Origin of the sequence: Altererythrobacter sp. BO-6, assembly GCF_011047315.1 — a bacterium.
In the GTDB taxonomy this organism is placed as follows: domain Bacteria; phylum Pseudomonadota; class Alphaproteobacteria; order Sphingomonadales; family Sphingomonadaceae; genus Erythrobacter.
This window is the reverse complement of sequence record NZ_CP049259.1, coordinates 2,781,899-2,803,806: the sequence shown is the minus strand read 5'-3', so window position 1 is coordinate 2,803,806 and position 21,908 is coordinate 2,781,899. Positions and strand designations below refer to the sequence as shown.

Here is a 21,908-nt window from a genome sequence, read left to right as displayed (position 1 = left end):
GGGCGTTACAGCCCGGCGCTGACCAGCCAGTCATGGAACAGCCGCACCGGGCGGGATTCCAGCGCGGTCGGCTTGCACACGAACCAGTAGCTATACGGGCTTTCGACCTCGACACCGTAGAGATTGGTCAACCTATTGTCCGCTGCGCGCCGCAAGTGGTCATCATGCATGATCGCGATGCCCAGCCCTTGTGCCGCAGCCTCCAGCATAAGCTGGCCCGAATCGTAGTGGTCGATCGCCGCCGGATCGAAATCGGTCAGGCCCAGCGCCTGCTTCCACGCCTCGAAACTGGCCGGCAATTCGTTGTGGATCAGGAAGGTCTGCTTGGCGAGTCTGTCGGCATCGACGCCCTCGCCCAGCATCGCGGCCACCTCCTTGCTGCAGATCGCATGGACCATGTTGTGATCCAGCCGCACTGCGTGGAGGCCACGTTCCGGCCCGCGCGACAAAATGATCGCGGCGTCCAGCGTATCCCCTACCCGGTCCTCAAGGTGCGGGCCGGTATCGATGTCGATGTGCAGCAGCGGATGCCGCTTGCGAAGCTCCCCCAACTTGGGGAACAGGCGCTGGCTGCCGAACAGCGGCAAGACGCCCAGCCGCAGCCGCAAGAGCGAAATATTGTCGGACTGGCTTTCGACCGCCCGTGCCAACGCTTCCATATGCGGATTCACTGCCTCGTAAAATGCCTGTCCCTCGTCGGTCAGCTGCATTGACTGGCGCGCGCGGGTGAACAGCTTCTTGCCGACGAATTCCTCAAGGTTGCTGATCCGCCGTGACAGGGCGGACGGGCTTAGCCCGATCTCTTCAGCGGCGGCACGCGCGGAACCCAGGCGCACGGTGCGCATGAAGGCCTCCAGCGCGCGCAAGGGGGGCAATCTTCGATTCGGCATCTTTCGCATCTCCTGCCAGAGATACGCATGAGCCACCGAAAAGATGCAAAAAATCGAACCTCAGGCCCGATTTTTATTCCTCGGTTGTTGTTTCCTCATCAATTGGGGCGTGCAAGCGCAGCCGCGTGACATGGGTTTCATCGCCCGCAGTCACTTCGATCCGCCAGCCGCTGGGGTGCTCGACCACCGCGCCGACCTGCGGCACCTGCTCCGCCAGCACATAGGCGAGCCCGCCCAGCGTATCGACCGCTTCCTCGACCTCGGCCAGGCGCCGATCGCCGACCAGCTCCGCCACATCGTCCAGCTCGGCGCGGGCATCGGCATCCCACATGCCTTCGCCGATCGACACGACCATCGCCTTGGGCGCGTCATCATGCTCGTCTTCGATATCGCCGACGATTTCCTCGACAAGATCCTCGATCGTTATCAAGCCGTCAGTGCCGGAAAACTCGTCGAGCACAATTGCCAGGTGGGTGCGCCGGGAACGCATATCGGCCAGCACGTCGAGCGCGCCGCGCACCTGCGGCACATAGAGCGGCTGGCGCATCAGCGTGGTCCAGTCCTGCGGCGGTGCCTTCCGCTCCGCCAGATAGGGAAACACGTCCTTGATGTGGATCATGCCGATCACATCGTCGAGCGTGTCGCGATAGACCGGCATGCGCGAATGGCCGTGCTCGCTGAAGGCGGCGACCATCTCGTCCCAGCTGATCGTGGCTTCGACCGCGATGATCTCGCTGCGCGGCACGGCGATATCGTCGGCATCGTGCTCACTGAAATGGAGCAGATTGCGGAACATCTGCCGCTCCACCGGGGAAAGATCGCCGCTGGCGCCGTCGGGCGCGGTATCGGAACCCTGCTCGTCCTCGTGCTCGTCGATCGCTTCTTCCAGCTGCGCGCGCAGGCTGCGGTCGCCGTCACCGATCTTGAGAACCTTGCGAATGGCGGACATCAGCCCGCCGCTACTGTCCGCGTCTCCCGCGGTGGTTGGGGAATCGGGCATGGCCCTCAACTGGTTCCTTCTTGGCTGTTGTGCACCCCATATGGGTCCGCGATGCCCATTTTTGCAAGTATTGCGATCTCGAGTGCTTCCATCTTGTCCGCATCTTCGTCGCTGGTCTCGTGATCGTGGCCCGCCAGATGGAGCATTCCGTGGACGATAAGGTGCGCGGCATGGTGTTCGAGCGGGATGGATTTGTCCGCTGCCTCGCGGGCGCAGGTTTCATAGGCAAGCGCGAGATCGCCCAACATTTCGGGCGGGCCCTCCGGTGCGAGTTCGAGCAATTCCTCGCGCGTCAGCATCGGAAAGCTCAGCACATTGGTCGGCTTGTCCTTCCCCCGCCATTCGCGGTTGAGGACATGGACTTCCTCGTCCGAAGTGAACAGCAGGCTGGCGGAAAGGCGCGCGTTGGCGAGTTCGGGGGCGGCGCCTGCGCAGGCTTCAGCTGCGCGCATGGCCAGCGCCTCCCAATTGCCAGCAGGCCAGTTTTCGATCTCGATATCAAGCTGCATCAAATCACTCGACTCGTCGCATGTGGTGCACGGATGGAACACATGGAACACGGTTCAATCGAAGAAAAAGCGCTTGGTGCGGAGAGCGCGAGAAAGGCGGGACATTGCAGGCGTGGCAGGGGCTGGCTCATCCAGGCCACCTAGCGCGGATGGCAATGGTAGGAAAGGAGTGTGATCGCGGCGGGGCTATGTCCGGATATGGATGGGAAGCAGTCATTCGCTCCGGAGTTATGGCTGCCCCGTAGCTGTGTCTTGAGCTATTGCCATCAGGAATTGGCCAATCTGTTCCGCAAGCTCACCATAGGCCGGCTTCTCTAATGGCAAATGCGAACCATTGCTTAGCTCGACAAATGCCTTTGGCGCATCGATCCGCTCAAAGACTTCGAGGCTCAGTTCCGTTGGTGTCCAGAAATCTGCGCCGGGATGAACGAGCAAGAGCGGGCAATTGAGCCTGATTGAACTCGGCTTATACGCGTGGACCGTTCTGAAAAATCTCGCGGGCTTCCAGCTTTTGCCGATCATGGGATCGCTTGAGAAGTATCTCTGCATTGGCGTGTTGCTGCTCATTTCGCGAAGAGGCGTCGCAAGAGAAAGCGGTAACCAAACACGGTCGAATAACCATGGAGTCAGGGACATACCGAGCAAGCTTAGACGACCGAGCCACGGCCAACGTGCGGCCCGAACAAAATGGTCCTCATCGGAAAGATCGAGCAAAGTGGTAGCTATGACGCCCTGTATCCTGTCACACTTTTGGGCCGCGAAGACCGCAGTCATTCCGCCCATCGAGAGGCCCATCAGAACGACTGGACCTTGCTGGGCATTGGTGATCTCCGCAATGACCGCGGGCCATTCCGCATAATCCCAATCGAAGCTTACAGATGGTTTTGTGAGGCCAAAGCCGGGTAGGTCTGGCGCCAATACGCGCCATCCAAGTTCAGCTATGGGCTCGGCCAGAGGCGCAAGGATGCGTCCGTTCCCACCGCCGCCATGAACGAGAATGACGGTTCCCTTGCATACGCCGTTTGCGGGCCACTCATCCATCCGCATTAGGTGTCCTCGGACCGGAATAGCGTGCTCGACCGGATCAAACTCAAGACTGATGCCAAATTCGTCGGAAAGAACCCGACGGTAGTTTGCCCAGGAGGGTAAATCTGAGAACTTCTGCATAAGCAGATTATTGAATATTTGCTCAGATTATGAAACTCGGGTTTCGTATGGCTTCAAGATCGGCACGACCCAGACCAAGAAAGGCTGTTAGACAGGCAAGACAGGCGCGTTCGAAGAACACAGTCGAAGCCATTATCGAGGCTGCTACTCGGATTTTGGCAAATGATGGATGGGACGCTCTCAATACCAACGCGATCGCCAGAATCGCGGGTGTGTCGATTGGCTCGGTCTACGAGTATTTTCCGAACAAGGAAGCAATCGTCGATGTGATCATCGACCGACATCTCTCCAGCGGTGAAGCACGACTGGCAGAGGTCGCAGCGAACGCGCCTGATGAATTGCCGCTCGAAAAGGTAGTTAAGTTATTGGTTCGAGGCTTTGTCGACATTCATTGCGATGATCCAAAACTGCACAGGGCTCTTTCGGGAGAGGTCCCGCTTTCATCAATTCAGCGCGCCCGGGTAGATGGAATCCGAAATCAAACAATCCAGCTGGTAAAAGGGCTGATGGAAGGAAGCATTGAGAATACAGACCTCAAAGCCACGATAATGATTGATGCTGCAGACGCGCTGACCCACCGGTGGTTTGTTGACGAAATTGGGATTCCAGCTTCACCTGACGTGATGTCTCAGGAGTTAAAGCGAATGCTGCGCTCTTATCTGACGCAATCGAACTGATCCCCGAAACCGGACTTTCGACGTCACTCTTTGCTCTTAGAAAAGGCAACTAACGTCCGCACTTGGGTCGTTAGCCGACCTTTCGCCCCCCTACTCCGCTTTCCCCTCGTAAGCTTCGACGATCCGGCCCACGATCGGGTGGCGCACCACGTCTGCCGCGGTAAAGCGTGTCACCGCGATCCCTTCGACGCCTTCCAGCCGGGTGACCGCATCGGCCAGCCCGCTCATCCGGTCGCCGCCGGGAATATCGACCTGCCTGGGGTCGCCGCACACCACCATGCGGCTGTTCTGGCCGAACCGGGTGAGGAACATCTTCATCTGTTCGCGGGTGGTGTTCTGCGCTTCGTCGAGGATGATGAAGCTATCCGCCAGCGTGCGTCCGCGCATGAAGGCGATCGGCGCGATCTCGATCTCGCCCGATGCCAGCCGCCGCTCGACCTGTTCGGGCGGCATGCAATCATACAGCGCGTCATAAAGCGGGCGGAGATACGGATCGACCTTCTCCTTCATGTCGCCGGGCAGGAAGCCGAGCCGTTCGCCCGCCTCCACCGCCGGGCGGCTCAGGATCAGGCGCTGCACGCTGCCGCTGATCAGCTGCGCCACCGCCTGCGCCACCGCGAGATAGGTCTTGCCGGTGCCCGCCGGGCCGAGCGCAAAGATGATGTCATCCTTCGCCAGCTGGCGCATGTAAGGGATCTGGTTGGCGCTGCGCGGCACGATCGTCTTGCGGCGCGTGCGGATCATGATCGGCGGCGCATCGAGCTCGCCGTTGATGATCCCTTCCAGCACCGGCTCGTTCGACATGGCGATCAGCGATTCGATCGCGCCCGCGTCCAGATCCTGCCCCATTGCCAGCCGGTCATACATTGCCTGGATCGTGTCACGGGCGCGGGCCACGCTGTCTTCCGGCCCTTCGATCTGCAGTTTCTCGCCGCGTGCCGAAATGAACACACCCAGCCTGTTTTCGACCTGGACCAGGTTGGCATCGAACTGCCCGAACAGCGCGCCCAGCAGCGACTGGTCGTCAAAACTCATGTCGATCCGCGCCCGGCGCGGCTTGGCAGAGGGGAATGGCGAAACCGTAGAGCCGGTGTCGCGGGGCGAAGGATGGGCGGGTTTACGTGCCATGCGCTCCTTTGGCGTTGTAGCCGTTGGCGGTGTCGCCAGCTGCGTTGCTGAGTCGAAATTTAGGGAGGAATGCGCGGGAAGCAAGCAAGCCCCCTGCACGTGACGGTGGAAAGTAATGGACTTGAAACAGGCCGGGCAGCCCGTCATCATCCCGCCCGCTCACGCGTTTGAGGGAGAATCGCATGCACCGCCTGCTTGCCGCTTCGGCCATTGCCTTCGCCCTTTCCGCCTGTTCGCGGCCGGAAGAAGAGGCGCCGGTGACCGAAACCGCAACGGAGGTGGTGTCACCCGCACCTGCCAATGCGGAAGAGGACATTCGCCATTTCCTGCTGCAGGAATATCCCGATGCGGCTCCGTTGAAGTATGCACTGGCGTGGCACGATCTCGACGGCGATGGCGCTGACGAAGCGATCGTCCACCTGGTCACGCCCTATTTCTGCGGCTCGGGCGGCTGCAACACGCTGGTACTGACCGGCGCCGGGCCGATGTGGCGCAAGGTGGGCGAGATCAGCGTGTCGCGCACGCCGGTCAGCGTGCTGGAAACGCGCAGCAACGGCTGGAAGGACCTGACCGTGGCGATCGGCGGAGGCGGCGGCGCGTCGGGCAATGCGCTGCTGAAATTCGATGGAACCGCTTACCCGTCGAACCCAACAGTCGCACCCGCCGAGATGACTGATGCGACCGGGACAGAGCTATTGCCGGAAGAGCCCGTGCTGATCGAGCTGGCGGCAGAAGAAAAGTCAACCAGTTGAGGCGAGCGCGCGGACCTGCGGGATCCCGCGAAGCGAGTTCGGCCCGGCTTCGGCGAGTTCCACCGTCAGCAGGTCGCCGATGGCGCAATCGGCTTCGAACCAGACGCTTTGCAGCCATGGGGACTTGCCGAGCCATTGCCCCGGATGTTTGCCCTTGCGTTCGACGAGGACTTCGCACGTCTTGCCCACGCTCGCCATGTTGAAGGCGAACTGGTCGCGGCCCAGCGCGGCTTGCAGGCGCTGCAGGCGATCGTCCATCACTTCGCGCGCGATCTGGCCGTCCATCGTGGCGGCGGGGGTGCCGGGGCGCGGGCTGTATTTGAAGCTGTAGGCCTGCGCGTATTTAACCTCGTCCACCAGCGCGAGCGTGTCTTCGAATTCGGCCTCGGTCTCGCCCGGGAAACCGACGATGAAATCGCCGCTCAGCGCAATATCGGGCCGCGCCGCCCTGAACCGCTCTAGCAGCCGCAAATAGCTTTCCGCCGTGTGGCTGCGGTTCATTGCCTTGAGCACCCGGTCATTGCCGCTTTGCACCGGCAAGTGGAGATAGGGCATCAACTTGGCGACTTCGCCATGCGCGGCGATCAGTTCGTCATCCATGTCCGCGGGATGCGAGGTCGTATAGCGGATCCGCTCCAGCCCATCGATCCGGGCGAGCGCATGGATCAGGCCCGCAAGGCCCTGCTTGCGGCCCTTCTCATCCTCGCCCGACCAGGCGTTGACGTTCTGGCCCAGCAGGGTGATCTCGCGCGCGCCGGCTTCGACCAGTTTCTGCGCTTCACCCACCAGATCGCTGTAAGGGCGTGAGATTTCCGCCCCGCGCGTATAGGGCACCACGCAATAGGTGCAGAACTTGTCGCAGCCTTCCTGCACCGTCAGGAACGCCGCCGGGCCGATCTTCCTGCGTTGCGGGAGCGAATCGAACTTGGCGATCGCGGGCATGTCGGTATCGGTCGCGCGTTCGCCCGCCACTGCCTTGTCGAGCATGTCGCCCAAGCGGTGGTAGGCCTGCGGGCCGACCACCATGGAAACCGCCGGGGCACGGGCCATGATCTCCTCGCCCTCGGCCTGCGCCACGCAGCCCGCAACCGCGATCAGCGGCTTGCGACCGCGCTCCTCGCCCGCCTTCACCAGCCGGCCGATGTCCGAATAGACCTTCTCCGCCGCCTTTTCGCGGATGTGGCAGGTGTTGAGCACCACCAGATCCGCATCCTCGCCCTCAGGCGCGGGGGTGATGCCGCGCGCAGCCAGCAACTCGGCCATGCGCTCGCCATCATAGACGTTCATCTGGCAGCCGAAGCTTTTGACCCTGTAGGTCTTGGGAGTGTCAGTCGGTTTCATCGGAGGCGGCGCTTTAGCGGGAAGCTCCGCCGCTGCCAAGGACCGTGCGCTCCTGCGAAAGCGGGAGCCCGGTTGCAACTGCCCGATCTGGATTCCTGCGTTCGCAGGAAATCATTTGAGGGTTGCCGCCCGCGCGAGGTCCTTGCTCCGGCCAAACAGTTCGAGGATTGCGATCAGCTCTGCACGTGCAGGCACGAATACATCGACACCTCCGCACGGCACGCTTTCGCGCGTCTGCGGGCTCACAGCCAGCCATTGGCCGTCCTTCAGCACTTCCAGCCCGGCCATGAACTCGACCGGCATCGCTGGTGCGGGCCACAAGCCGAAGCGCTGCGAACGGAAGATCGCCTTGCCGTCATCCGGCGTGTCGGTGAGCGGCAGGCGCTGATACAAAGCGTCGAGATCGCGCAGTGACACCATCACATCGATGTCGGCAATCTTGCCGGGATCGCCCCCGTGCAGCGCGACTGCGGCGCTGCCGATGATCCACCATCGGTCCTGCGCATTCGCCATGGCCCCGGCGATTGAGGCCAGGGCCGAAGCGAGCGCCGGATCAGCCAACCGTTGCCTTCACGATCTTGCCGGGGCTGCGCGGCGGCTCGCCCTTGGGCAGCGCGTCGATATGTTCCATCCCGCTCTCGACCTGGCCCCACACGGTGTACTGCTTGTCGAGGAAGCGCGCATCGTCAAAGCAGATGAAGAATTGGCTGTTGGCGCTGTCCGGCACGGCTGTGCGCGCCATCGAGCAGGTGCCGCGCACGTGCGGCTCGGCGTTGAATTCCGCCTTGAGGTCGGGCTTGTCGCTGCCGCCCATGCCGGTGCCGGTCGGGTCGCCGCCCTGCGCCATGAAGCCGGGGATCACGCGGTGGAATACCACGCCGTCGTAAAAGCCTTCGCTCGCCAGCTCGGTGATCCGCGCGACATGGCCCGGTGCAAGGTCGGGGCGCAGCTTGATCACGACATCCTTGTGCTCGCCGTCGCCGGTGTCGAGCGTGAAAGTGAGCGTATCGGCCATTATTGAATCTCCTTCGTTTGCGGCGCCCTATAATCACTTGCGCGCCAAAGTCACCAGCAAGGTCACCCTTGCGCTTGCCTTTTCTCCCTGCCCGCCTAGACGAAGCGCATGGCCGACGATCCGCGCCTTGAAGACGACGACATCCTGCTGGCGGACGCTCCGCCAGAGGAAGGCGCGCGCCCGGATGACCGCATCGACGACGAGCGCCATGACGAGGAAAACCGGCTGAAGCCCGCCTATTTGCGCGCGGTTCGCGACGCGCTCGACCAGGGTGACAAGGGCGCGGTCTATGATCTGGTCGAGCCGCTCCACCCGGCCGACATTGCCGACCTGTTCGAACTGATCGACCGCGAGGATCGCGGGCCGCTGGCTGCCGCGATCACCGATCTGATGAGCTCCGACGTGATCGCCGAGCTCAACGATTACGTGCGCGAAGACATGATGGAAGCGCTGCCCGCCGAAGCGGTTGCGACCATCGCCGAGCAGCTGGAGACCGATGACGCGGTCCAGCTGATCGAAGACCTTGACGAGGAGGACCAGCAGGCCGTCCTCGCCGAGCTCGACGCGGAAGACCGTGCCGCGATCGAAAGCGCGCTGGCCTATCCCGAAGAGACCGCCGGCCGCCTGATGAGCCGCGACCTCGTCGCCGTGCCCGAACACATGACGGTGGGCGACGTGATCGATTACCTGCGCGGCCGGCACGATCTCGCCACCGATTTTTTCGAGATCTTCGTGGTGGATGAGCGCCACCACCCGGTCGGCACCTGCGCGCTCAGCTGGATCCTCACCACACCGCGCAATATCGCGCTGAGCGACGTGATGAAGCGCGACCAGACGCTGATCCCCGTCACCATGGACCAGGAAGAACTGGGCCTGATGTTCCAGAAATACGCGCTGGTGTCCGCCGCCGTGGTGGACGAAAGCGGGCGGCTGGTCGGCCAGATGACGGTGGACGACGTGCTCCACATCATCTCCGAAGAAGCCGGCGAAGACGTGCTGCTGCTGTCGGGCGCGGGCGAAGGCGACATCAACGAGCCGATCCGCGAAGCCTATGGCGCGCGGGTGCGCTGGCTGATCGCCAATCTCGGCACGGCGCTGGTCGGCAGCGCGATCATCGCCATGTTCGGCGCCGCGATCGAACAGCTGGTGGCGCTGGCGGTGCTGATGCCGATCGTCGCCAGCATCGGCGGCAATGCCGGTACGCAGACCATGGCAGTGGCGGTGCGCGCGATCGCCACAAATCAGCTGACCCGGGCGAACACCTGGAAGATCGTGGCGCGCGAATTGCGCGTGGCGCTGCTCAATGGCGTGACCATCGCGGTGCTGATCGGGATCGGCACTGCGGCGATCTTCACCCCGCAGCTGGGCATGGTGATCGCGCTGGCGATGGTGATCAACATCATCGTTTCGGGCATGGCGGGCGTGCTGGTGCCGGTGATTTTCGAGCGGCTGAACCAGGACCCGGCCGTGGCCTCCAGCGTGTTCGTGACGATGATCACGGATAGCATGGGCTTTTTCGCTTTCCTGGGGCTGGCAGTGGCAACCGGCTTGGCGGGATAGCCTCAAGCCCCTATGTGGCGCGCATGCCGCTCCACATGACCAAGATCGCCTATCGTTCGGGCAGCATCGACAACCTGCGCCGCTGGGTCGAAGCGGGCCCACGCGCGGAAATGACCACGCGCTATCTGCCTAAACGGCACGAGGAGATGGTCGGCGGCTCGCTCTACTGGATCATCGACCACACGATCGTGGCGCGCAGCCCGATCATGGAGTTCGAACAGCGGCCAGACGGGCGCTGGACGATCTGGCTGGAGCCGAAGCTCGTGCAGGCCCACCCGCGTCCCAAGCGCGCGCACCAGGGCTGGCGCTATCTCGCGGAGGAAGACGCGCCGCGCGACCTGGCCGAAGGCGAGGATGTGGGCGACGCCCTGCCGGGCCGGATGGCCGGGCAATTGCAGAAGCTGGGACTGATTTAGCGAATTAGTGGGAATGTCCGAGTGTGGGTGGGATGCGGACCTGCCTATTTCGTCATTCCTGCGCCTGCCGCAGCGCGTCCATCACCAGCCGCACATCGTGCTTGGCGTCCTCATCAGGCGGCAGCGCATATTCGGCATAGCTTGCGGCCAGCTCGTCCATCCGCTCGGCAATCCGCACCGTGTTGTAGCCATGGCTGACCACGAAGCGGCGCCGCGCCAGCAGCTGCGGCACGACGATCCGGGCATAGTCTTCCGCCGGCATGCCCGGCTTCATGAACTGTTCGGGGCCGATATCGGTGAACACCCAGCCGGGGATGATCGTGCCGGCGTGGACATGCGACGGCAGGTCTTCGCGCAGGCTTTCGGTCAGGCCCAGCACCGCGTGCTTGGCGGCGATATAAGCGGCCGAGCGCGGCACCGCGCAAAACAGGCTGTTCTCGCTGCCGGTGTTGTAGATCGCGCTCGGTGCCGCCTGCTCGATCAGGCGCGGCGCGAAGGCGCGGCAGCCGTGCCATACGCCCCAGAAATTCACGTCGAAATGCGCGCGGGCGGCTTCGGGACCTACTTCCCACAGTCTGCCATTGGGGCCGCCGACCCCGGCGTTGTTAAGCACCAGGTGCACTTCGCCCAGCCGCTCAAACGCGGCCTCTGCCAGCGCCTCGACCTGCGCCAGATCGCCCACGTCGCACGGCTGCGTCAGCGCGCCTTCGATCATGCCTGCCGCCCGATCGAGCCGGTCGCCCGGCAGGTCCGCCAGCATCACCGTGATGCCCTGCCCCGCCAGTTCGCGCGCAATCGCAAAGCCGATCCCGCTCGCCCCGCCGGTAATCACCGCGGTGCGAGGCGTAAATGCGCTCACGCCGCGCTTTTCTCCGCCACGCGGCGCAGCGCGTTGACATAGGTTTCGGGCGCCTGCGCGCCGGGGATCAGGAACTTGCCGTTCACGATCATCGCCGGGACGCCGGAAATGTTCATGTCCCACGCCTGCCGCTCTTCCGCGATCACCTGCGCTTCGAGCGTGTCATCCGCCAGCGCCGCCTTGGCCGCCTCGCGGTGCAGACCCACGCTGGCAGCAATATCCAGCAGCACCGCCTCGTCCGAGACATTGCGCCGCTCGTTAAAATGCGCGCGGAACAGCGCGAGCTTCAGCGCGGTCTGCACCTTCGGCCCGGCCTCTTCCAGCGCGAAGGCGAGCAGCTTATGCGCGGCGCGGGTGTTCCACATCATCGCTGGCGGCGCCTCGCCCTCGCCCTGATAGCTCAGCGATACCCCGGCGCTGTCCGCGATCGATGTCATCTGCGCGCGGATCGCGGCGCGTTCTTCGTCGCTGCGGCGGTATTTCTTGGCGAGATGGGCGTTCTGTTCCTCACCCTCTGCGGGCATGTCAGGGTTCAGCTCGAACGGGCGCCAGCGAATTTGCGCGGCGATTTCGCCGTCCAGTTCCTCCAGCGCCTTGCTCAGCTGGCCATAGCCGATCAGGCACCAGGGGCACATGACATCCGAATAGATGTCGATCGTCAGGCGATGGGGAGCGGTTTCAGTCATCGGTCGAGCCACCAGGTTACCAGATGGTGCGCAATCGCGAAACTGCGCGGAAAGATCAAATCGTCGGTGCCGCGCTCGCCCGCCGCGCGCGCCGCCTCCAGCTCCTCGCGGGTGAACCAGCGGGCATCGTCCAGCTCGGTGGTGTCGATCGTCAGTTCGGGATCGTCGGTTACCGAATAGCAGCCGATCATCAGCTGGCTGGGAAACGGCCAGGGCTGGCTGGCGACATATTGCACATCGCGCGCACGCACCCCGGCCTCTTCCCAGATCTCGCGCGCGACCGCCTCTTCGATCGTCTCGCCCGGTTCGACAAAGCCCGCCAGCGCCGAATACATGCGCGGCGGGAAACGCGGCTGGCGCCCCAGCAGCAGGCGCCCTTCGTGTTCGACCAGCATGATGGTGACCGGATCGGTGCGCGGGAAATGCTGCGCCTGGCATGCGGGGCAATTTCGCTGCCAGCCGCCCTTGGCGATCACTGTCTTGGCGCCGCAGCGCGCGCAGAATTTATGCCGCGCGTGCCAGTCAACCAGGCTGCGCGCCCCGCCATAAGTCGCAAGCTCGCCCGGCTGGAGCGCCTGCATCGCGGCCCAGATCTGCGGATTGGCATAGGCCGGGCCGGTCGCGCCCTGATCGGGCACCATGGCAAAGCAGGCCTTGCCGTCGAGCAGGCCCAGGAAGCACAGCTCGGCATCCTCTGCCACATCGGCCAGCGTGCCCCATTCGAGCGCACCGGCATCGTCGAACACCGGGTTGAGCCCGTCGAGCTTGAGCACTCGCGCGCGCCAATTCATTTGCGCGGCCAACGCCTGCTCGTCGACGCGGATCTGGTCAGCCCGCTCGATCGGCGAACCGGAAAAGGCGATCGGATGCATGGCGCGCATTTACGCTGCCGCCCGCCGCATTCCCGAGAGGTCCTTTTCCAGCGCGGAGAGGAATTCGTCGCGCACCTTGTAGGCTTCGGACGGCATGTATTGCGTGAACAGCGCGGCGCGCAGACCCAGCCCGAAATCGACCGCGCCAATCGTCCCGGCGGCCCCGCTCCAGCCATATTGCTGCCCTTTCGAGCGCCCGCCCGCGCCAAAGCCCTCTCCCGCAAGCCAGGTGCCCTTGGTGCTGACGCTTTCCGGCAAGATATTGGACGTGCCCTGCTTCACCGCCGCCTCGGTTATCACGCGTTTGCCGTCGATCACGCCATAGCCGAGCAGCATCTTGAGGAAGCGGTCGTAATCGCGCGGGCTGCACACGAGGCCCGAACCGCCCCAGATCAGCGGCGGCTTGTCGAGATAGATCGACGCGCCTGCCGGATCCATTGGCAGCGGCATGCCAGCCAGGATGCCGTAATTGTCGGTCAGCCGCTTGGTCTCACTGGCTGGGACCTGCCAATAGGTGCTGGTCATGCCACAGGGATCGAACATGCGTTGCTGCAGGAATTCCGCGAAACCCTGGCCAGAGGCGACTTCGATCACTCGGCCGAGCAAGTCGATGCTGGCCGAATAGCTCCAGCGAGTGGCCGGTTGATAGGCCAGCGGCAGCTTCGCCAGCCGGTCCGCGAAGGCTTTCAACCCCGGCGCAGATGCAACTTGTGGCAGTCCCGGGATCGGCAGGCGGCTGACCTGCCCCGACGTGATGCCGGCGCCGCGATAAGCCTCAAGCAGTGGCCCCTTGCTGGTGATATCATAGCCGAGCCCGGCCGTGTGAGTCAGCAGCTGGCGGATGGTGATCGGCCGTTCTGCGGGCACGGTATCGTCAAGCGGGCCATCGGGCCGCTTGAGCACGCGCATCTCGGCAAAGGCAGGCAGTATCTCTGCCAAAGGCTGGTCAAGCCGCAGCTTGCCGTCTTCGATCAGCATCATCACCGCCATGCCGGTGATCGGCTTGGTCATCGAGTAGATGCGATAGAGCGAATCGAGCCCAGCCTCCGCCTTGTTGTTGAAGGACAGGGTGCCGCGGCTGACCGTATGCGGATCCTGTGCCTTCCAGCCGAAGCTGACCAACATATTGGCCACCTTGCCGCTTTCGACATAGCTGCCAATCGTGCTCGCCACGTTGGGCCAGCTTTCGCTGACATCGTGCGCCAGCAACGCGCGGCCGAACGGCATGGTGGCCAGCGCACTGCCAGCGGCGAGGTATCCGCCTGCGCGAAACAGCTCGCGGCGGGACAGCTGGGGGGAATCGAAGGTGCGGAATGCCATCGATGGGTCCTTTATCGAAATGGATTGCGGGGGTTCTTGGGGGATTGGACCGCAGGGGTCAATCGGGTCTTGAAATCGGCGGGTGTTTTATACATATAAGACACATGCTCAACCTGCTTTCCTTCATCATCGGGATCGTATCGCTGGTGATCGTCATACCGGCGCAGATCCCATTCCTTGGCGCGCTCAACTGGATCGCATTGCCCGTCGTGGCGATCGGAATCGTCGTCGGGCAGCTGTCATCCAGCAACAGCGGGCGCAATTTCTGCCTGGTGGTATTGCTGATCGCAGCTGTACGGCTGATGATCGGCGGCGGAATTTTCTAGCCGCGCTGGGCCAGCGCCAGCCGCGCGGCCTTGGCATAGAGCGTGGGCAGGCCGGCCTCATCGATCCGTTCGATCGGCCACCATTCCCCCTCGCCAGCGGGCATGCCCTCAAGCCGGACGAGTTCGAGCGTGAGCGAGGCATGGGTAAACACATGCCGCACCGCGCCCAGCGGCTCGCCCTTGCCCGGCAGTGGTGCGTCGCCCGAACCGTCCGCCTGCGCGCTCCAGCCGTCATCCGGCAGCGCGCGCATCCCGCCTAGCATGCCGTTGCCAGGCCTGGTGACGAGCCACACCTGCGCATCGCGTTCGATCCAGTACGCTCGCCCATTGCGCTCGGGCTTGGGCTTTTTTGCCGCCTTGATGGGCAATCGCGCCGGATCGCCTGCCGCCCGCGCTTCGCACATGTCCGCCAGCGGGCACAGCAGGCATTTGGGATCGCGCGTGGTGCAGATCGACGAGCCGAGGTCCATCATCGCTTGTGCGAAGTCCCCCGCCCGCTCTCGCGGAGTGATCGCCTCCGCCCGTTCGCGGATCGGTTTGCGTGCACCGGGCAGCGGTTCCTCGATCGCGAACAGTCGCGCCACGACCCGTTCGACATTGGCATCGACCACCACCGCCCGTGCGCCAAAGGCAATCGCGGCGATCGCCGCCGCCGTGTAGGGCCCCAGCCCCGGCAGTTCGCGCAGTTCCGCCTCGGTTTGCGGGAAGCCGCCGCGCGCCGCCACCGCCCGGGCGCATTTCACCAGATTGCGCGCGCGCGAGTAATAGCCCAGCCCGGCCCAGGCGCTCATCACATCGGCGTCGTCTGCCATTGCGAGCGCCTCGACCGTGGGCCAGGTAGCGAGGAATCTGGCGAAATAGGGCTTCACCGCCGCTACAGTGGTCTGTTGCAGCATCACTTCGGACAGCCACACGCGAAAGGGCCAGGCCGGATCGGATGGGCGCGGAGCGCCGGGCGGATTGCGCCACGGCAGGTCGCGGGCATGCCGGTCATACCAGTGGAGCAGTGCGGCAGAGACAGGTTTGGCGCTGGCAGTCACGGCGCGGCTATGGCATTGGCGGCAGCGCAATGGAACGGGACAAGCCCTCGAAATCCGCAAAAGCGGGCAAAGCCAAGCCCTGGCAGCGCCCCCGTGGCGGCGCACCGCGCTCGATCGGCGAGTTGATGCCGCAGATCGGGCGAACCGCCTTTCGCCGTTTCGGATTCGTGCAGAGTTCGGTCGTAACCCGCTGGCCCGAAATTGTCGGTCCGGTCCACGCCCGCGTGTGCATGCCCGAAGCGATCCGTTTCCCCCGGGCGAGAAGTCCGACGGCATCTTGCAGCTGGTGGTGGTCCCCGCGCACGCTCCGCTTATCCAGCAGGTGATTCCGGAGATTATCGAGCGGGTGAACCGCTTCTTCGGCTATAAGGCCGTGGCACGGGTCAAGTTGCGGCAAGGTGAGGTTAAGCCGACGCGTGCTGAAGAGCCGGCCAAACCGCCGCCGTCGCTTAAGCCGATCCCGATGGAACTGGGTGACAGCTTGCGCGATATCGGCGATCCGGAATTGCGGGCGGTGCTGGAATCGCTGGCCCGCAGCATGGGTTACAAAGGGGAACAACCGAAGTGAAGCTATTGAAAGCAGGCTTGCTGGCGAGCGCATTGGTGCTGACCGGCGGTTTCGCCCCGAACTGGATGATCACGGTCACCAAGACCGATGCCGGGCATTTGATCGGCAATCCCAAGGCCGCGACCAAGGTGGCCGAATATATCAGCTATACCTGCGGGCATTGTGCGGACTTCGCGCGCAATGGCGATCCGGCGCTGAAGATCGCCTATGTAAAGACCGGCAAGGTCTCGGTGGAAGTCCGCCACCTGCTGCGTGATCCGATCGACCTGACCGCAGCGATGCTGACCCATTGCGGCGATCCGCAGAAATTCGCGCTCAATCACGCCGCCATCATGCTCAGCCAGGACAAGTGGCTGCCGATTGCCGCGAAATCCACGCCAGAGCAGCGGCTCCGCTGGTCCAACCCGGATCGGGCCGCGGCGCGCCGGGCGATTGCGGCTGACCTCGATTTCTACCAGCTGATGGAAGGGCGCGGATACCGCACCGTCGATCTGGACAAATGCATGGCTGACACGGCCATGGAAACCCGGCTGGTCCAGGCCTCGCGCGCCGATGCGGAGCGGCTTGGCCTGCGCGGTACGCCCAGCTTCACGATCAACGACAAACTGCTCGACGGCGTGCATGCCTGGCCCGACCTGCAAAAGGCACTTGATGCGCAGCTGACCGCCACCGCAGCCAAATAGTGCCAACACAGGACATTGGGGAAGGACTTGTGGAAAGCTGCCCCGTGCGCTTCACCCCCTTGCCCGCTTAGTATAGCCTCTTCTTCCCTCGTAAGGATTCATGACTGATGACGATTTCGCGCCGTTTCCTCGCTTCTTCGATCGCCGCCGGACTTGCGCTGGCACTGGCTGCCTGCAACGGCACCGAAGAAGGCACCGATACGCTGGCGGGCGAGCCGATCGCTGCGATCCCTGCCCCTGACGGCCAGCAGTGGACCGATATGGTCACCGTTACCCCGGAAGATGGCTATCTGATCGGCAATCCGGACGCACCGCTCAAGCTGGTCGAATACGCCAGCCATACATGCGGCGCCTGTGCCCATTTCTCGGCCAATGGCGCGCCCGCACTGAAGAAGGACTATGTTTCGACCGGTGTGGTCAGTCTGGAACTGCGCAACCTCGTGCGCGATCCGATCGACCTGACAATCGCCACGCTGGTGCGTTGCGGCCAGCCGGAGAACCATGCAGCCGCTGTCCGACCAGGCATGGGCATCGCTTGAAGCGATTTTCGAAACGGTGAACCAGAATGGCGCCGCTTTCGAAGCTGCATCCAGCCTGCCGCCCGAACAGCGCTTTGTCGCGATCGGCCAGGCCGCAGGCCTGATCGATTTCTTCGCCGCCCGCGGGCTCAGCAGCGATCAGGCCCGCACTTGCCTTGCCGATGGCGCGAAGATTCAGGCGCTTGCAGAACGCTCGCAAAAGCAAGGGCAGGAATTAGGCGTGACGGGCACTCCGACTTTCTTCCTCAATGGCAAGAAGCTGGAAGTGAACCAGTGGGAAGCGCTGGAACCGATCCTGCAACAGGCCGGCGCGCGGTAAGCCACGGATGACGGGGGGGCATTCACGCGTAATGGAGATTCACCGGCTCAAGCTCAGCGGTTTCAAGAGCTTTGTCGAGCCGGCCGAATTGCGCGTGGAGCCCGGGCTGACCGGCGTGGTCGGCCCGAATGGCTGCGGCAAGTCCAACCTGCTTGAAGCGATCCGCTGGGTCATGGGCGAAAACTCGCCCAAATCGATGCGTTCTGGCGGGATGGAAGATGTGATCTTCGCCGGGACCCAGGCCCGCCCGCCGCGCGACTTTGCCGAAGTTGTGCTGCAAGGGCGTGATGACGAAGGCGAAGAGCTTGAAGTCACCCGCCGGATCGAACGCGGCGCGGGCAGCGCCTATCGCGTCAACGGGCGTGACGTGCGCGCGAAAGACGTAGCGCTGACCTTCGCCGATGCCGCCACCGGTGCGCATTCGCCCGCGCTCGTCAGCCAGGGCAAGATCGCGCAGGTGATCGCCGCCAAGCCGACCGAACGACGCGCGATGCTGGAAGAAGCTGCGGGGATCGCGGGCCTGCATGTCCGGCGCAAGGATGCCGAGGGCAAGCTGCGCCAGACCGAAGCGAACCTGGCCCGGCTGGAAGACTTGATGGCCGGGCTCGACGCGCAGATTTCCTCGCTGCGGCGGCAGGCCAAGCAGGCCGAACGCTACACCAAGCTGTCCGCCGAGATCAAAGTGGCTGAGGCGCGGCTGCTGTTCGCCCGCTGGCGCGATGCCGCGCGCATGGCCGAGGAAGCCCGCGCCGCAGCGCAACAGGCGGATCGCAATGTCGAAGCCGCCAAGCAGGCCGCCGACCAAGCGCAGAAGGCGCAGGCTCTGGCCGCTGCCGCCGTCGCCGAGGCGCGCGACGAGCTGGCTGACCGGCGCGACGATGCCAGCGCGCATGGCCACCGCATGGCCGCGCTCACCAGCCAGCTCGAAGCCGCCGAACAGCGGCTGGCCGATCTCGACCGGCAGAAGACGCGGCTGGAAGAAGATCGCGGCGATGCCGGGCGGGTGACCCGCGACGCGGCCGAGGCCCTGGCGCGGCTCGACCGCGAGATCGAAGCTCTCGCCAAGGCGCTGGCGGAAGACGAAGCCCGCCGCCCCGAGATTTCCCGCCGCGCGGAAGAGGCCGAACGCGCCGCCCGCGCCGCCGAACTGGCGCTGGCCAATGCCACCGCCGACCATGCCGGGGTCGAAGCCGAATGGCGCGTTGCCGAGGCTGAGATTGCGCAGGCGCAATCGCGGCTTGAGCGGTTGCGCGGCGAACAGGCCCGCCAGCAACGCCAGCTCGACGAGCTTTCTGCCAGCGGCGATCCAGCGGCTGCGGTAGAGGCGGCGCGCCAAGACGCAGAGGCTGCCGCCAAGGCACTGGCCGAACTGCGGGCTGCGCTGGAAGCGGGCCAAGCGCGCAAGGCCGAATTGCAGGCGCAGCGCGACGAAAGCGGCGCCGCAACTGCCTCGGCGCGGGCCGAACTCGCCGGAGTCGAACGCGAATACCAGGCGCTGGTGCGCGATCGCGACGCGCGTGAGCGGCAGTCGCAAAATCGTGCCGGCCTGCCTGCCGCGCTCGACAAGGTTGCGGTCGCGCCGGGTTATGAACGCGCGCTCGCAGCCGTACTGGGCCGCGACGGCAAATCTCCGCTGGGCAAACCTGCGGGCGACAGCGAAGGACGGTTCTGGACCGGCGGCAGCGCCCCTGCCCCGCTGGCCGAAAGCCTGCTGGCGCATGTCACCGCTTGCCCCGAAGAGCTGAAACCGCGCCTGGCGCTGGTTCATGTCGCGGACAAGGACGACGGGCGTGCGCTCAAGCCGGGCGAGTGGCTGGTCACGCGCGCGGGGCACTTGCGGCGCTGGGACGGGTTCATCGCGCGCGGTGAAGGCGCAGCAGAAGCGGCGCGGCTCGAAGCGGCCAACCGGCTGGCTGAACTGGAACAGCAATTGCCCGCACTGCGCACCGCGCTGGCTGCGGCGGAACAGGCCGAAGCGGCAGTGCGCGACGAACTCTCCGCGCTGCAGACGGATCTCGTGGCACGCGAACGGGCGCTAGCCCAGGCAGCGGATGCAGAGCGGCAAGCACTGCGCGCGCTTGACCAGGCCGAGGCGGCACGCGAACGCCACGCGGTGCGTTCGAGGGAGCTCGACGAAGGGCTGGCACAGATTTCCGGCGAGATCGAACAGGCCGCCAGCGAAGTGGAAGCGGCCGAGGCCAAACGCAGCGCCCTGCCCTCGCCTGACAGCGGGCGAGCGAAACTGGAAGCCGCACAGGCGCGCAACGAAGCCGCGCGCACCACGGTGCAGGCCAGCGCGGCCGAGCTCGCCGCGCATGACCAGGCGCTGGCGGTTGCGCGTGAGCGGCTGGCGGCGCAGCGCAGCGAAAAGGGCAATTGGGAAGCGCGCTCGGGCGAAGCGGCGCGGCGCATGGCTGAAGTCGCCCGGCGGCTAGAGGAAATCGACGAAGAACGCACGGTCGTCGCCGCCAAGCCCGCCGGGCTGATGGCCGAGATCGAACAGGGCGATACCATGCGCGAGCGGCTGGGCAAGGAACTGGCCGAAGCGGAGCGCGTCGTCGCTGAAGCTCAGGCTGCGCTTGATACCGCCGAACGCGCCTTTGCCGAGGCCAATGAGACGCTCGCAACCCAGCGCGAAGCGCGCGCTGGCCTGACCGCGCGAGCCGAGAATGAAGAGGCGCGGCGCGGGGAGATGGCGCGTATTTCAGGCGAGCGCTTCCAGTGCCCGCCGCCGCTGCTGGCTGATCGTTTCGAGTTCGATCCGGACGCGATCACCGATGCGAGCGCGCAATCCGAAGAAATGGACCGGCTGGTCGCGAGCCGCGAGCGGATCGGGCCGGTCAACCTCGTAGCTGCCGAGGAGCTCAAGCGGATCGAGGAAGAGCATGGCGCCAGCGCCAGCGAACAGGCCGAACTGGCCGAAGCGGTCAACCGGCTGCGCGGCTCGATCGGCAATCTCAACCGCGAAGGTCGCGAGCGGCTGCGCGCCGCGTTCGAACAGGTCGATGGCCATTTCCGCACACTGTTCACGCGCCTGTTCGAAGGCGGGCAGGCGCATCTGGCGCTGGTCGACAGCGACGACCCGCTCGAGGCAGGCCTCGAAATCTACGCCCAGCCGCCGGGCAAGCGGTTGCAAAGCCTCAGCCTGCTGTCAGGCGGCGAGCAGGCACTGACCGCAACCGCGCTGATCTTTGCGCTGTTCCTGACCAATCCGGCGCCGATCTGCGTGCTCGACGAAGTCGATGCGCCGCTCGACGACGCCAATATCGAGCGCTTCTGCGATTTGCTCGATGCGATGGTGCGCGACACGGCCACGCGCTACCTGATCGTCACGCATAATGCCGTGACGATGAGCCGCATGCATCGCCTGTTCGGCGTCACCATGGCGGAAAAGGGCGTGTCACGCCTGGTCAGCGTCGACCTGAGCCAGGCCGAACTGATGGCGGCGGAATAGCTACGCGTTACGCGTCCAGCGCTGCTGCCAGCCGCGCCCGGATACCCCTCAGCTGCGCCAGCACATCATCGCCTGCAGCGCCCTGTGCCAGCGCGATCGCCACGCCGGGCGTTTCAGCCAGCGGCGGACGAGCCGCCCCTGACTTGCCTTCGCGGATCGCCGCTTTCGCGCCTTTGAGCGTGTAGCCCTCACGATTGACCAGCCGGTCGATCGCCTCGACCATTTCGACATCGCCCGGCCGGTAATAGCGGCGCCCACCGCTGCGCTTTAGCGGCTTGAGCATCGGGAATTGCTGTTCCCAATAGCGCAGCACATGCTGCTTGATGCCAAGCGCGTCGCTCACTTCACCGATCGTGCGCAGGGCCCCCTCGTCCTTGCCATCTTCAAAGGGCGCGGACACCGGATCAGCTGCCCTTGGCGATCCGCTCCTTCAGGAGCTGGCTGGCCCGGAACGTCAGCACCCGGCGCGGTGTGATCGGCACTTCGATGCCGGTTTTGGGATTGCGGCCGATCCGTTCGCGCTTGTCGCGCAGCACGAAAGTGCCGAAGCCCGAAATCTTGACGTTTTCGCCGGTTTCGAGCGCTGAGGACATTTTTTCGAGAATGGCCTCGACCATGTCGAGCGATTCAGCTCGCGAAAAACCCATCTTGCGATTGATGGTCTCTGCGAGATCCGAGCGTGTAAGCGTACCCACCGAACGCATCATGCGGCGTCTCCCTTTTCAGTCGTGCGACCCGAGTCCCTGCACGCACTGTATGGATTCGAACTATGCTTGGCAAATCACGT

24 protein-coding genes and 1 pseudogene are annotated in these 21,908 nt (G+C 64.4%); 10 read left to right on the top strand and 15 right to left on the bottom strand.

Features of this window, described 5'->3' with window-relative positions; genetic code table 11:
* Nucleotides 1-5: 5 nt before the first annotated feature.
* The 4 genes from G6N82_RS13675 to G6N82_RS13660 all read right to left on the bottom strand — a co-directional run bounded on the left by G6N82_RS13675 (nucleotide 6) and on the right by G6N82_RS13660 (nucleotide 3,566).
* Nucleotides 6-890: a LysR substrate-binding domain-containing protein gene (locus G6N82_RS13675; RefSeq protein WP_165197336.1), complete on the bottom strand. Its 885-nt coding sequence runs from the start codon at nucleotides 888-890 to the stop codon at nucleotides 6-8.
* A 73-nt stretch (nucleotides 891-963) separates the two neighbouring features.
* Nucleotides 964-1,890, bottom strand: a complete 927-nt coding sequence (locus tag G6N82_RS13670) for a hemolysin family protein (protein WP_241255114.1) — start codon at nucleotides 1,888-1,890, stop codon at nucleotides 964-966.
* Between the two features lie 5 nt (nucleotides 1,891-1,895).
* Nucleotides 1,896-2,399, bottom strand: a complete 504-nt coding sequence (gene ybeY / locus G6N82_RS13665; protein WP_165197334.1) for an rRNA maturation RNase YbeY — start codon at nucleotides 2,397-2,399, stop codon at nucleotides 1,896-1,898.
* A gap of 228 nt (nucleotides 2,400-2,627) precedes the next feature.
* Nucleotides 2,628-3,566, bottom strand: coding sequence for an alpha/beta hydrolase (locus G6N82_RS13660; protein WP_165197325.1), 939 nt, complete (start codon nucleotides 3,564-3,566; stop codon nucleotides 2,628-2,630).
* 29 nt (nucleotides 3,567-3,595) lie between these two features.
* Between G6N82_RS13660 and G6N82_RS13655 the strand changes: the two genes are divergently transcribed.
* Nucleotides 3,596-4,243, top strand: a complete 648-nt coding sequence (locus tag G6N82_RS13655) for a TetR/AcrR family transcriptional regulator (protein WP_165197323.1) — start codon at nucleotides 3,596-3,598, stop codon at nucleotides 4,241-4,243.
* 90 nt (nucleotides 4,244-4,333) lie between these two features.
* Here the strand turns inward: G6N82_RS13655 and G6N82_RS13650 are convergent, their stop codons facing one another.
* Nucleotides 4,334-5,278 carry a PhoH family protein gene (locus G6N82_RS13650; RefSeq protein ID WP_241255272.1) on the bottom strand — a complete coding sequence of 315 codons (945 nt, stop codon included), beginning with the start codon at nucleotides 5,276-5,278 and terminating at the stop codon, nucleotides 4,334-4,336.
* Nucleotides 5,279-5,553: 275 nt separating this feature from the next.
* Here G6N82_RS13650 and G6N82_RS13645 point away from each other — a divergent pair, with 275 nt between their 5' ends.
* Complete coding sequence (locus G6N82_RS13645; protein ID WP_165197319.1) at nucleotides 5,554-6,123, top strand: hypothetical protein; 570 nt, start codon at nucleotides 5,554-5,556, stop codon at nucleotides 6,121-6,123.
* Here the strand turns inward: G6N82_RS13645 and miaB are convergent.
* The 3 genes from miaB to G6N82_RS13630 all read right to left on the bottom strand — a co-directional run bounded on the left by miaB (nucleotide 6,112) and on the right by G6N82_RS13630 (nucleotide 8,479).
* Nucleotides 6,112-7,464 carry a tRNA (N6-isopentenyl adenosine(37)-C2)-methylthiotransferase MiaB gene (miaB, locus tag G6N82_RS13640; RefSeq protein WP_165197317.1) on the bottom strand — a complete coding sequence of 451 codons (1,353 nt, stop codon included), beginning with the start codon at nucleotides 7,462-7,464 and terminating at the stop codon, nucleotides 6,112-6,114. The two genes, G6N82_RS13645 and miaB, sit on opposite strands and share 12 nt — an antisense overlap.
* 111 nt (nucleotides 7,465-7,575) lie before the next feature.
* Complete coding sequence (locus G6N82_RS13635; RefSeq protein ID WP_206520228.1) at nucleotides 7,576-8,025, bottom strand: hypothetical protein; 450 nt, start codon at nucleotides 8,023-8,025, stop codon at nucleotides 7,576-7,578.
* Complete coding sequence (locus G6N82_RS13630; protein WP_165197313.1) at nucleotides 8,018-8,479, bottom strand: peptidylprolyl isomerase; 462 nt, start codon at nucleotides 8,477-8,479, stop codon at nucleotides 8,018-8,020. The genes G6N82_RS13635 and G6N82_RS13630 overlap by 8 nt, the downstream gene beginning before the upstream one ends.
* A 108-nt stretch (nucleotides 8,480-8,587) precedes the next feature.
* Here G6N82_RS13630 and mgtE point away from each other — a divergent pair, with 108 nt between their 5' ends.
* Nucleotides 8,588-10,039, top strand: a complete 1,452-nt coding sequence (gene mgtE / locus G6N82_RS13625; RefSeq protein WP_165197311.1) for a magnesium transporter — start codon at nucleotides 8,588-8,590, stop codon at nucleotides 10,037-10,039.
* 23 nt (nucleotides 10,040-10,062) lie between these two features.
* Entirely contained in the window at nucleotides 10,063-10,455 is a 393-nt protein-coding gene (locus G6N82_RS13620) for a DUF1489 domain-containing protein (protein WP_165197309.1), read from the top strand.
* A 52-nt stretch (nucleotides 10,456-10,507) separates the two neighbouring features.
* Here the strand turns inward: G6N82_RS13620 and G6N82_RS13615 are convergent, their stop codons facing one another.
* From G6N82_RS13615 to G6N82_RS13600, 4 genes are read right to left on the bottom strand one after another with little or no spacing between them, the layout of a single operon-like run.
* Nucleotides 10,508-11,314, bottom strand: a complete 807-nt coding sequence (locus G6N82_RS13615) for an SDR family NAD(P)-dependent oxidoreductase (protein WP_165197307.1) — start codon at nucleotides 11,312-11,314, stop codon at nucleotides 10,508-10,510.
* Nucleotides 11,311-12,000 carry a DsbA family oxidoreductase gene (locus G6N82_RS13610; RefSeq protein ID WP_206520226.1) on the bottom strand — a complete coding sequence of 230 codons (690 nt, stop codon included), beginning with the start codon at nucleotides 11,998-12,000 and terminating at the stop codon, nucleotides 11,311-11,313. Before G6N82_RS13610 ends, G6N82_RS13615 begins: the two co-directional genes overlap by 4 nt.
* The gene (gene nudC, locus G6N82_RS13605) at nucleotides 11,997-12,881 is read right to left on the bottom strand and encodes an NAD(+) diphosphatase (RefSeq protein WP_165197303.1); all 885 of its coding nucleotides are present in this window, start codon (nucleotides 12,879-12,881) and stop codon (nucleotides 11,997-11,999) included. The genes G6N82_RS13610 and nudC overlap by 4 nt, the downstream gene beginning before the upstream one ends.
* Nucleotides 12,882-14,192, bottom strand: coding sequence for a serine hydrolase domain-containing protein (locus G6N82_RS13600; RefSeq protein WP_165197301.1), 1,311 nt, complete (start codon nucleotides 14,190-14,192; stop codon nucleotides 12,882-12,884).
* Nucleotides 14,193-14,296: 104 nt separating this feature from the next.
* On the opposite strand from G6N82_RS13600, the gene G6N82_RS13595 reads away from it, so the two are divergent.
* Entirely contained in the window at nucleotides 14,297-14,518 is a 222-nt protein-coding gene (locus G6N82_RS13595; protein ID WP_165197291.1) for a hypothetical protein, read from the top strand.
* On the opposite strand, the gene G6N82_RS13590 is transcribed toward G6N82_RS13595, so the two are convergent.
* Nucleotides 14,515-15,558: an A/G-specific adenine glycosylase gene (locus G6N82_RS13590; protein WP_165197289.1), complete on the bottom strand. Its 1,044-nt coding sequence runs from the start codon at nucleotides 15,556-15,558 to the stop codon at nucleotides 14,515-14,517. The genes G6N82_RS13595 and G6N82_RS13590 overlap by 4 nt on opposite strands.
* A gap of 29 nt (nucleotides 15,559-15,587) precedes the next feature.
* Between G6N82_RS13590 and G6N82_RS13585 the strand changes: the two are divergent.
* The 5 genes and pseudogenes from G6N82_RS13585 (at nucleotide 15,588) to G6N82_RS13570 (ending at nucleotide 21,121) form a co-directional block, all read left to right on the top strand.
* A pseudogene (locus G6N82_RS13585) lies at nucleotides 15,588-16,126 on the top strand (DUF721 domain-containing protein).
* On the top strand, nucleotides 16,123-16,809 hold the full coding sequence (locus G6N82_RS13580) for a thioredoxin domain-containing protein (RefSeq protein WP_165197287.1): 687 nt from the start codon (nucleotides 16,123-16,125) through the stop codon (nucleotides 16,807-16,809). Before G6N82_RS13585 ends, G6N82_RS13580 begins: the two are co-directional and overlap by 4 nt.
* Nucleotides 16,810-16,916: 107 nt before the next feature.
* The gene (locus G6N82_RS15100) at nucleotides 16,917-17,348 is read left to right on the top strand and encodes a thioredoxin domain-containing protein (RefSeq protein ID WP_241255113.1); all 432 of its coding nucleotides are present in this window, start codon (nucleotides 16,917-16,919) and stop codon (nucleotides 17,346-17,348) included.
* Nucleotides 17,311-17,667, top strand: a complete 357-nt coding sequence (locus tag G6N82_RS15095; RefSeq protein WP_241255112.1) for a DsbA family protein — start codon at nucleotides 17,311-17,313, stop codon at nucleotides 17,665-17,667. The genes G6N82_RS15100 and G6N82_RS15095 overlap by 38 nt, the downstream gene beginning before the upstream one ends.
* Nucleotides 17,668-17,698: 31 nt before the next feature.
* On the top strand, nucleotides 17,699-21,121 hold the full coding sequence (locus G6N82_RS13570) for an AAA family ATPase (protein WP_165197285.1): 3,423 nt from the start codon (nucleotides 17,699-17,701) through the stop codon (nucleotides 21,119-21,121).
* Nucleotides 21,122-21,128: 7 nt separating this feature from the next.
* Here the strand turns inward: G6N82_RS13570 and G6N82_RS13565 are convergent, their stop codons facing one another.
* Together G6N82_RS13565 and G6N82_RS13560 are read right to left on the bottom strand one after the other, a co-directional pair.
* On the bottom strand, nucleotides 21,129-21,521 hold the full coding sequence (locus G6N82_RS13565) for a MerR family transcriptional regulator (RefSeq protein WP_165197283.1): 393 nt from the start codon (nucleotides 21,519-21,521) through the stop codon (nucleotides 21,129-21,131).
* A 4-nt stretch (nucleotides 21,522-21,525) separates the two neighbouring features.
* Entirely contained in the window at nucleotides 21,526-21,828 is a 303-nt protein-coding gene (locus G6N82_RS13560) for an integration host factor subunit alpha (RefSeq protein ID WP_206520225.1), read from the bottom strand.
* Nucleotides 21,829-21,908 lie beyond the last annotated feature (80 nt).

What these genes read in the sequence shown, in the direction of transcription:
- G6N82_RS13560 (WP_206520225.1), bottom strand. Translation starts at nt 21,828, where the DNA reads ATGATGCGTTCGGTGGGTACGCTTACACGCTCGGATCTCGCAGAGACC.
- mgtE (WP_165197311.1), top strand. Translation starts at nt 8,588, where the DNA reads ATGGCCGACGATCCGCGCCTTGAAGACGACGACATCCTGCTGGCGGAC.
- G6N82_RS13675 (WP_165197336.1), bottom strand. Translation starts at nt 890, where the DNA reads ATGCCGAATCGAAGATTGCCCCCCTTGCGCGCGCTGGAGGCCTTCATG.
- G6N82_RS13610 (WP_206520226.1), bottom strand. Translation starts at nt 12,000, where the DNA reads ATGACTGAAACCGCTCCCCATCGCCTGACGATCGACATCTATTCGGAT.
- nudC (WP_165197303.1), bottom strand. Translation starts at nt 12,881, where the DNA reads ATGCGCGCCATGCATCCGATCGCCTTTTCCGGTTCGCCGATCGAGCGG.
- G6N82_RS13670 (WP_241255114.1), bottom strand. Translation starts at nt 1,890, where the DNA reads ATGCCCGATTCCCCAACCACCGCGGGAGACGCGGACAGTAGCGGCGGG.
- G6N82_RS13570 (WP_165197285.1), top strand. Translation starts at nt 17,699, where the DNA reads ATGGAGATTCACCGGCTCAAGCTCAGCGGTTTCAAGAGCTTTGTCGAG.
- G6N82_RS13630 (WP_165197313.1), bottom strand. Translation starts at nt 8,479, where the DNA reads ATGGCCGATACGCTCACTTTCACGCTCGACACCGGCGACGGCGAGCAC.
- G6N82_RS13660 (WP_165197325.1), bottom strand. Translation starts at nt 3,566, where the DNA reads ATGCAGAAGTTCTCAGATTTACCCTCCTGGGCAAACTACCGTCGGGTT.
- G6N82_RS13645 (WP_165197319.1), top strand. Translation starts at nt 5,554, where the DNA reads ATGCACCGCCTGCTTGCCGCTTCGGCCATTGCCTTCGCCCTTTCCGCC.
- G6N82_RS15100 (WP_241255113.1), top strand. Translation starts at nt 16,917, where the DNA reads ATGACGATTTCGCGCCGTTTCCTCGCTTCTTCGATCGCCGCCGGACTT.
- miaB (WP_165197317.1), bottom strand. Translation starts at nt 7,464, where the DNA reads ATGAAACCGACTGACACTCCCAAGACCTACAGGGTCAAAAGCTTCGGC.
- G6N82_RS15095 (WP_241255112.1), top strand. Translation starts at nt 17,311, where the DNA reads ATGCAGCCGCTGTCCGACCAGGCATGGGCATCGCTTGAAGCGATTTTC.
- G6N82_RS13655 (WP_165197323.1), top strand. Translation starts at nt 3,596, where the DNA reads ATGAAACTCGGGTTTCGTATGGCTTCAAGATCGGCACGACCCAGACCA.
- G6N82_RS13650 (WP_241255272.1), bottom strand. Translation starts at nt 5,278, where the DNA reads ATGAGTTTTGACGACCAGTCGCTGCTGGGCGCGCTGTTCGGGCAGTTC.
- G6N82_RS13595 (WP_165197291.1), top strand. Translation starts at nt 14,297, where the DNA reads ATGCTCAACCTGCTTTCCTTCATCATCGGGATCGTATCGCTGGTGATC.
- G6N82_RS13600 (WP_165197301.1), bottom strand. Translation starts at nt 14,192, where the DNA reads ATGGCATTCCGCACCTTCGATTCCCCCCAGCTGTCCCGCCGCGAGCTG.
- ybeY (WP_165197334.1), bottom strand. Translation starts at nt 2,399, where the DNA reads ATGCAGCTTGATATCGAGATCGAAAACTGGCCTGCTGGCAATTGGGAG.
- G6N82_RS13620 (WP_165197309.1), top strand. Translation starts at nt 10,063, where the DNA reads ATGCCGCTCCACATGACCAAGATCGCCTATCGTTCGGGCAGCATCGAC.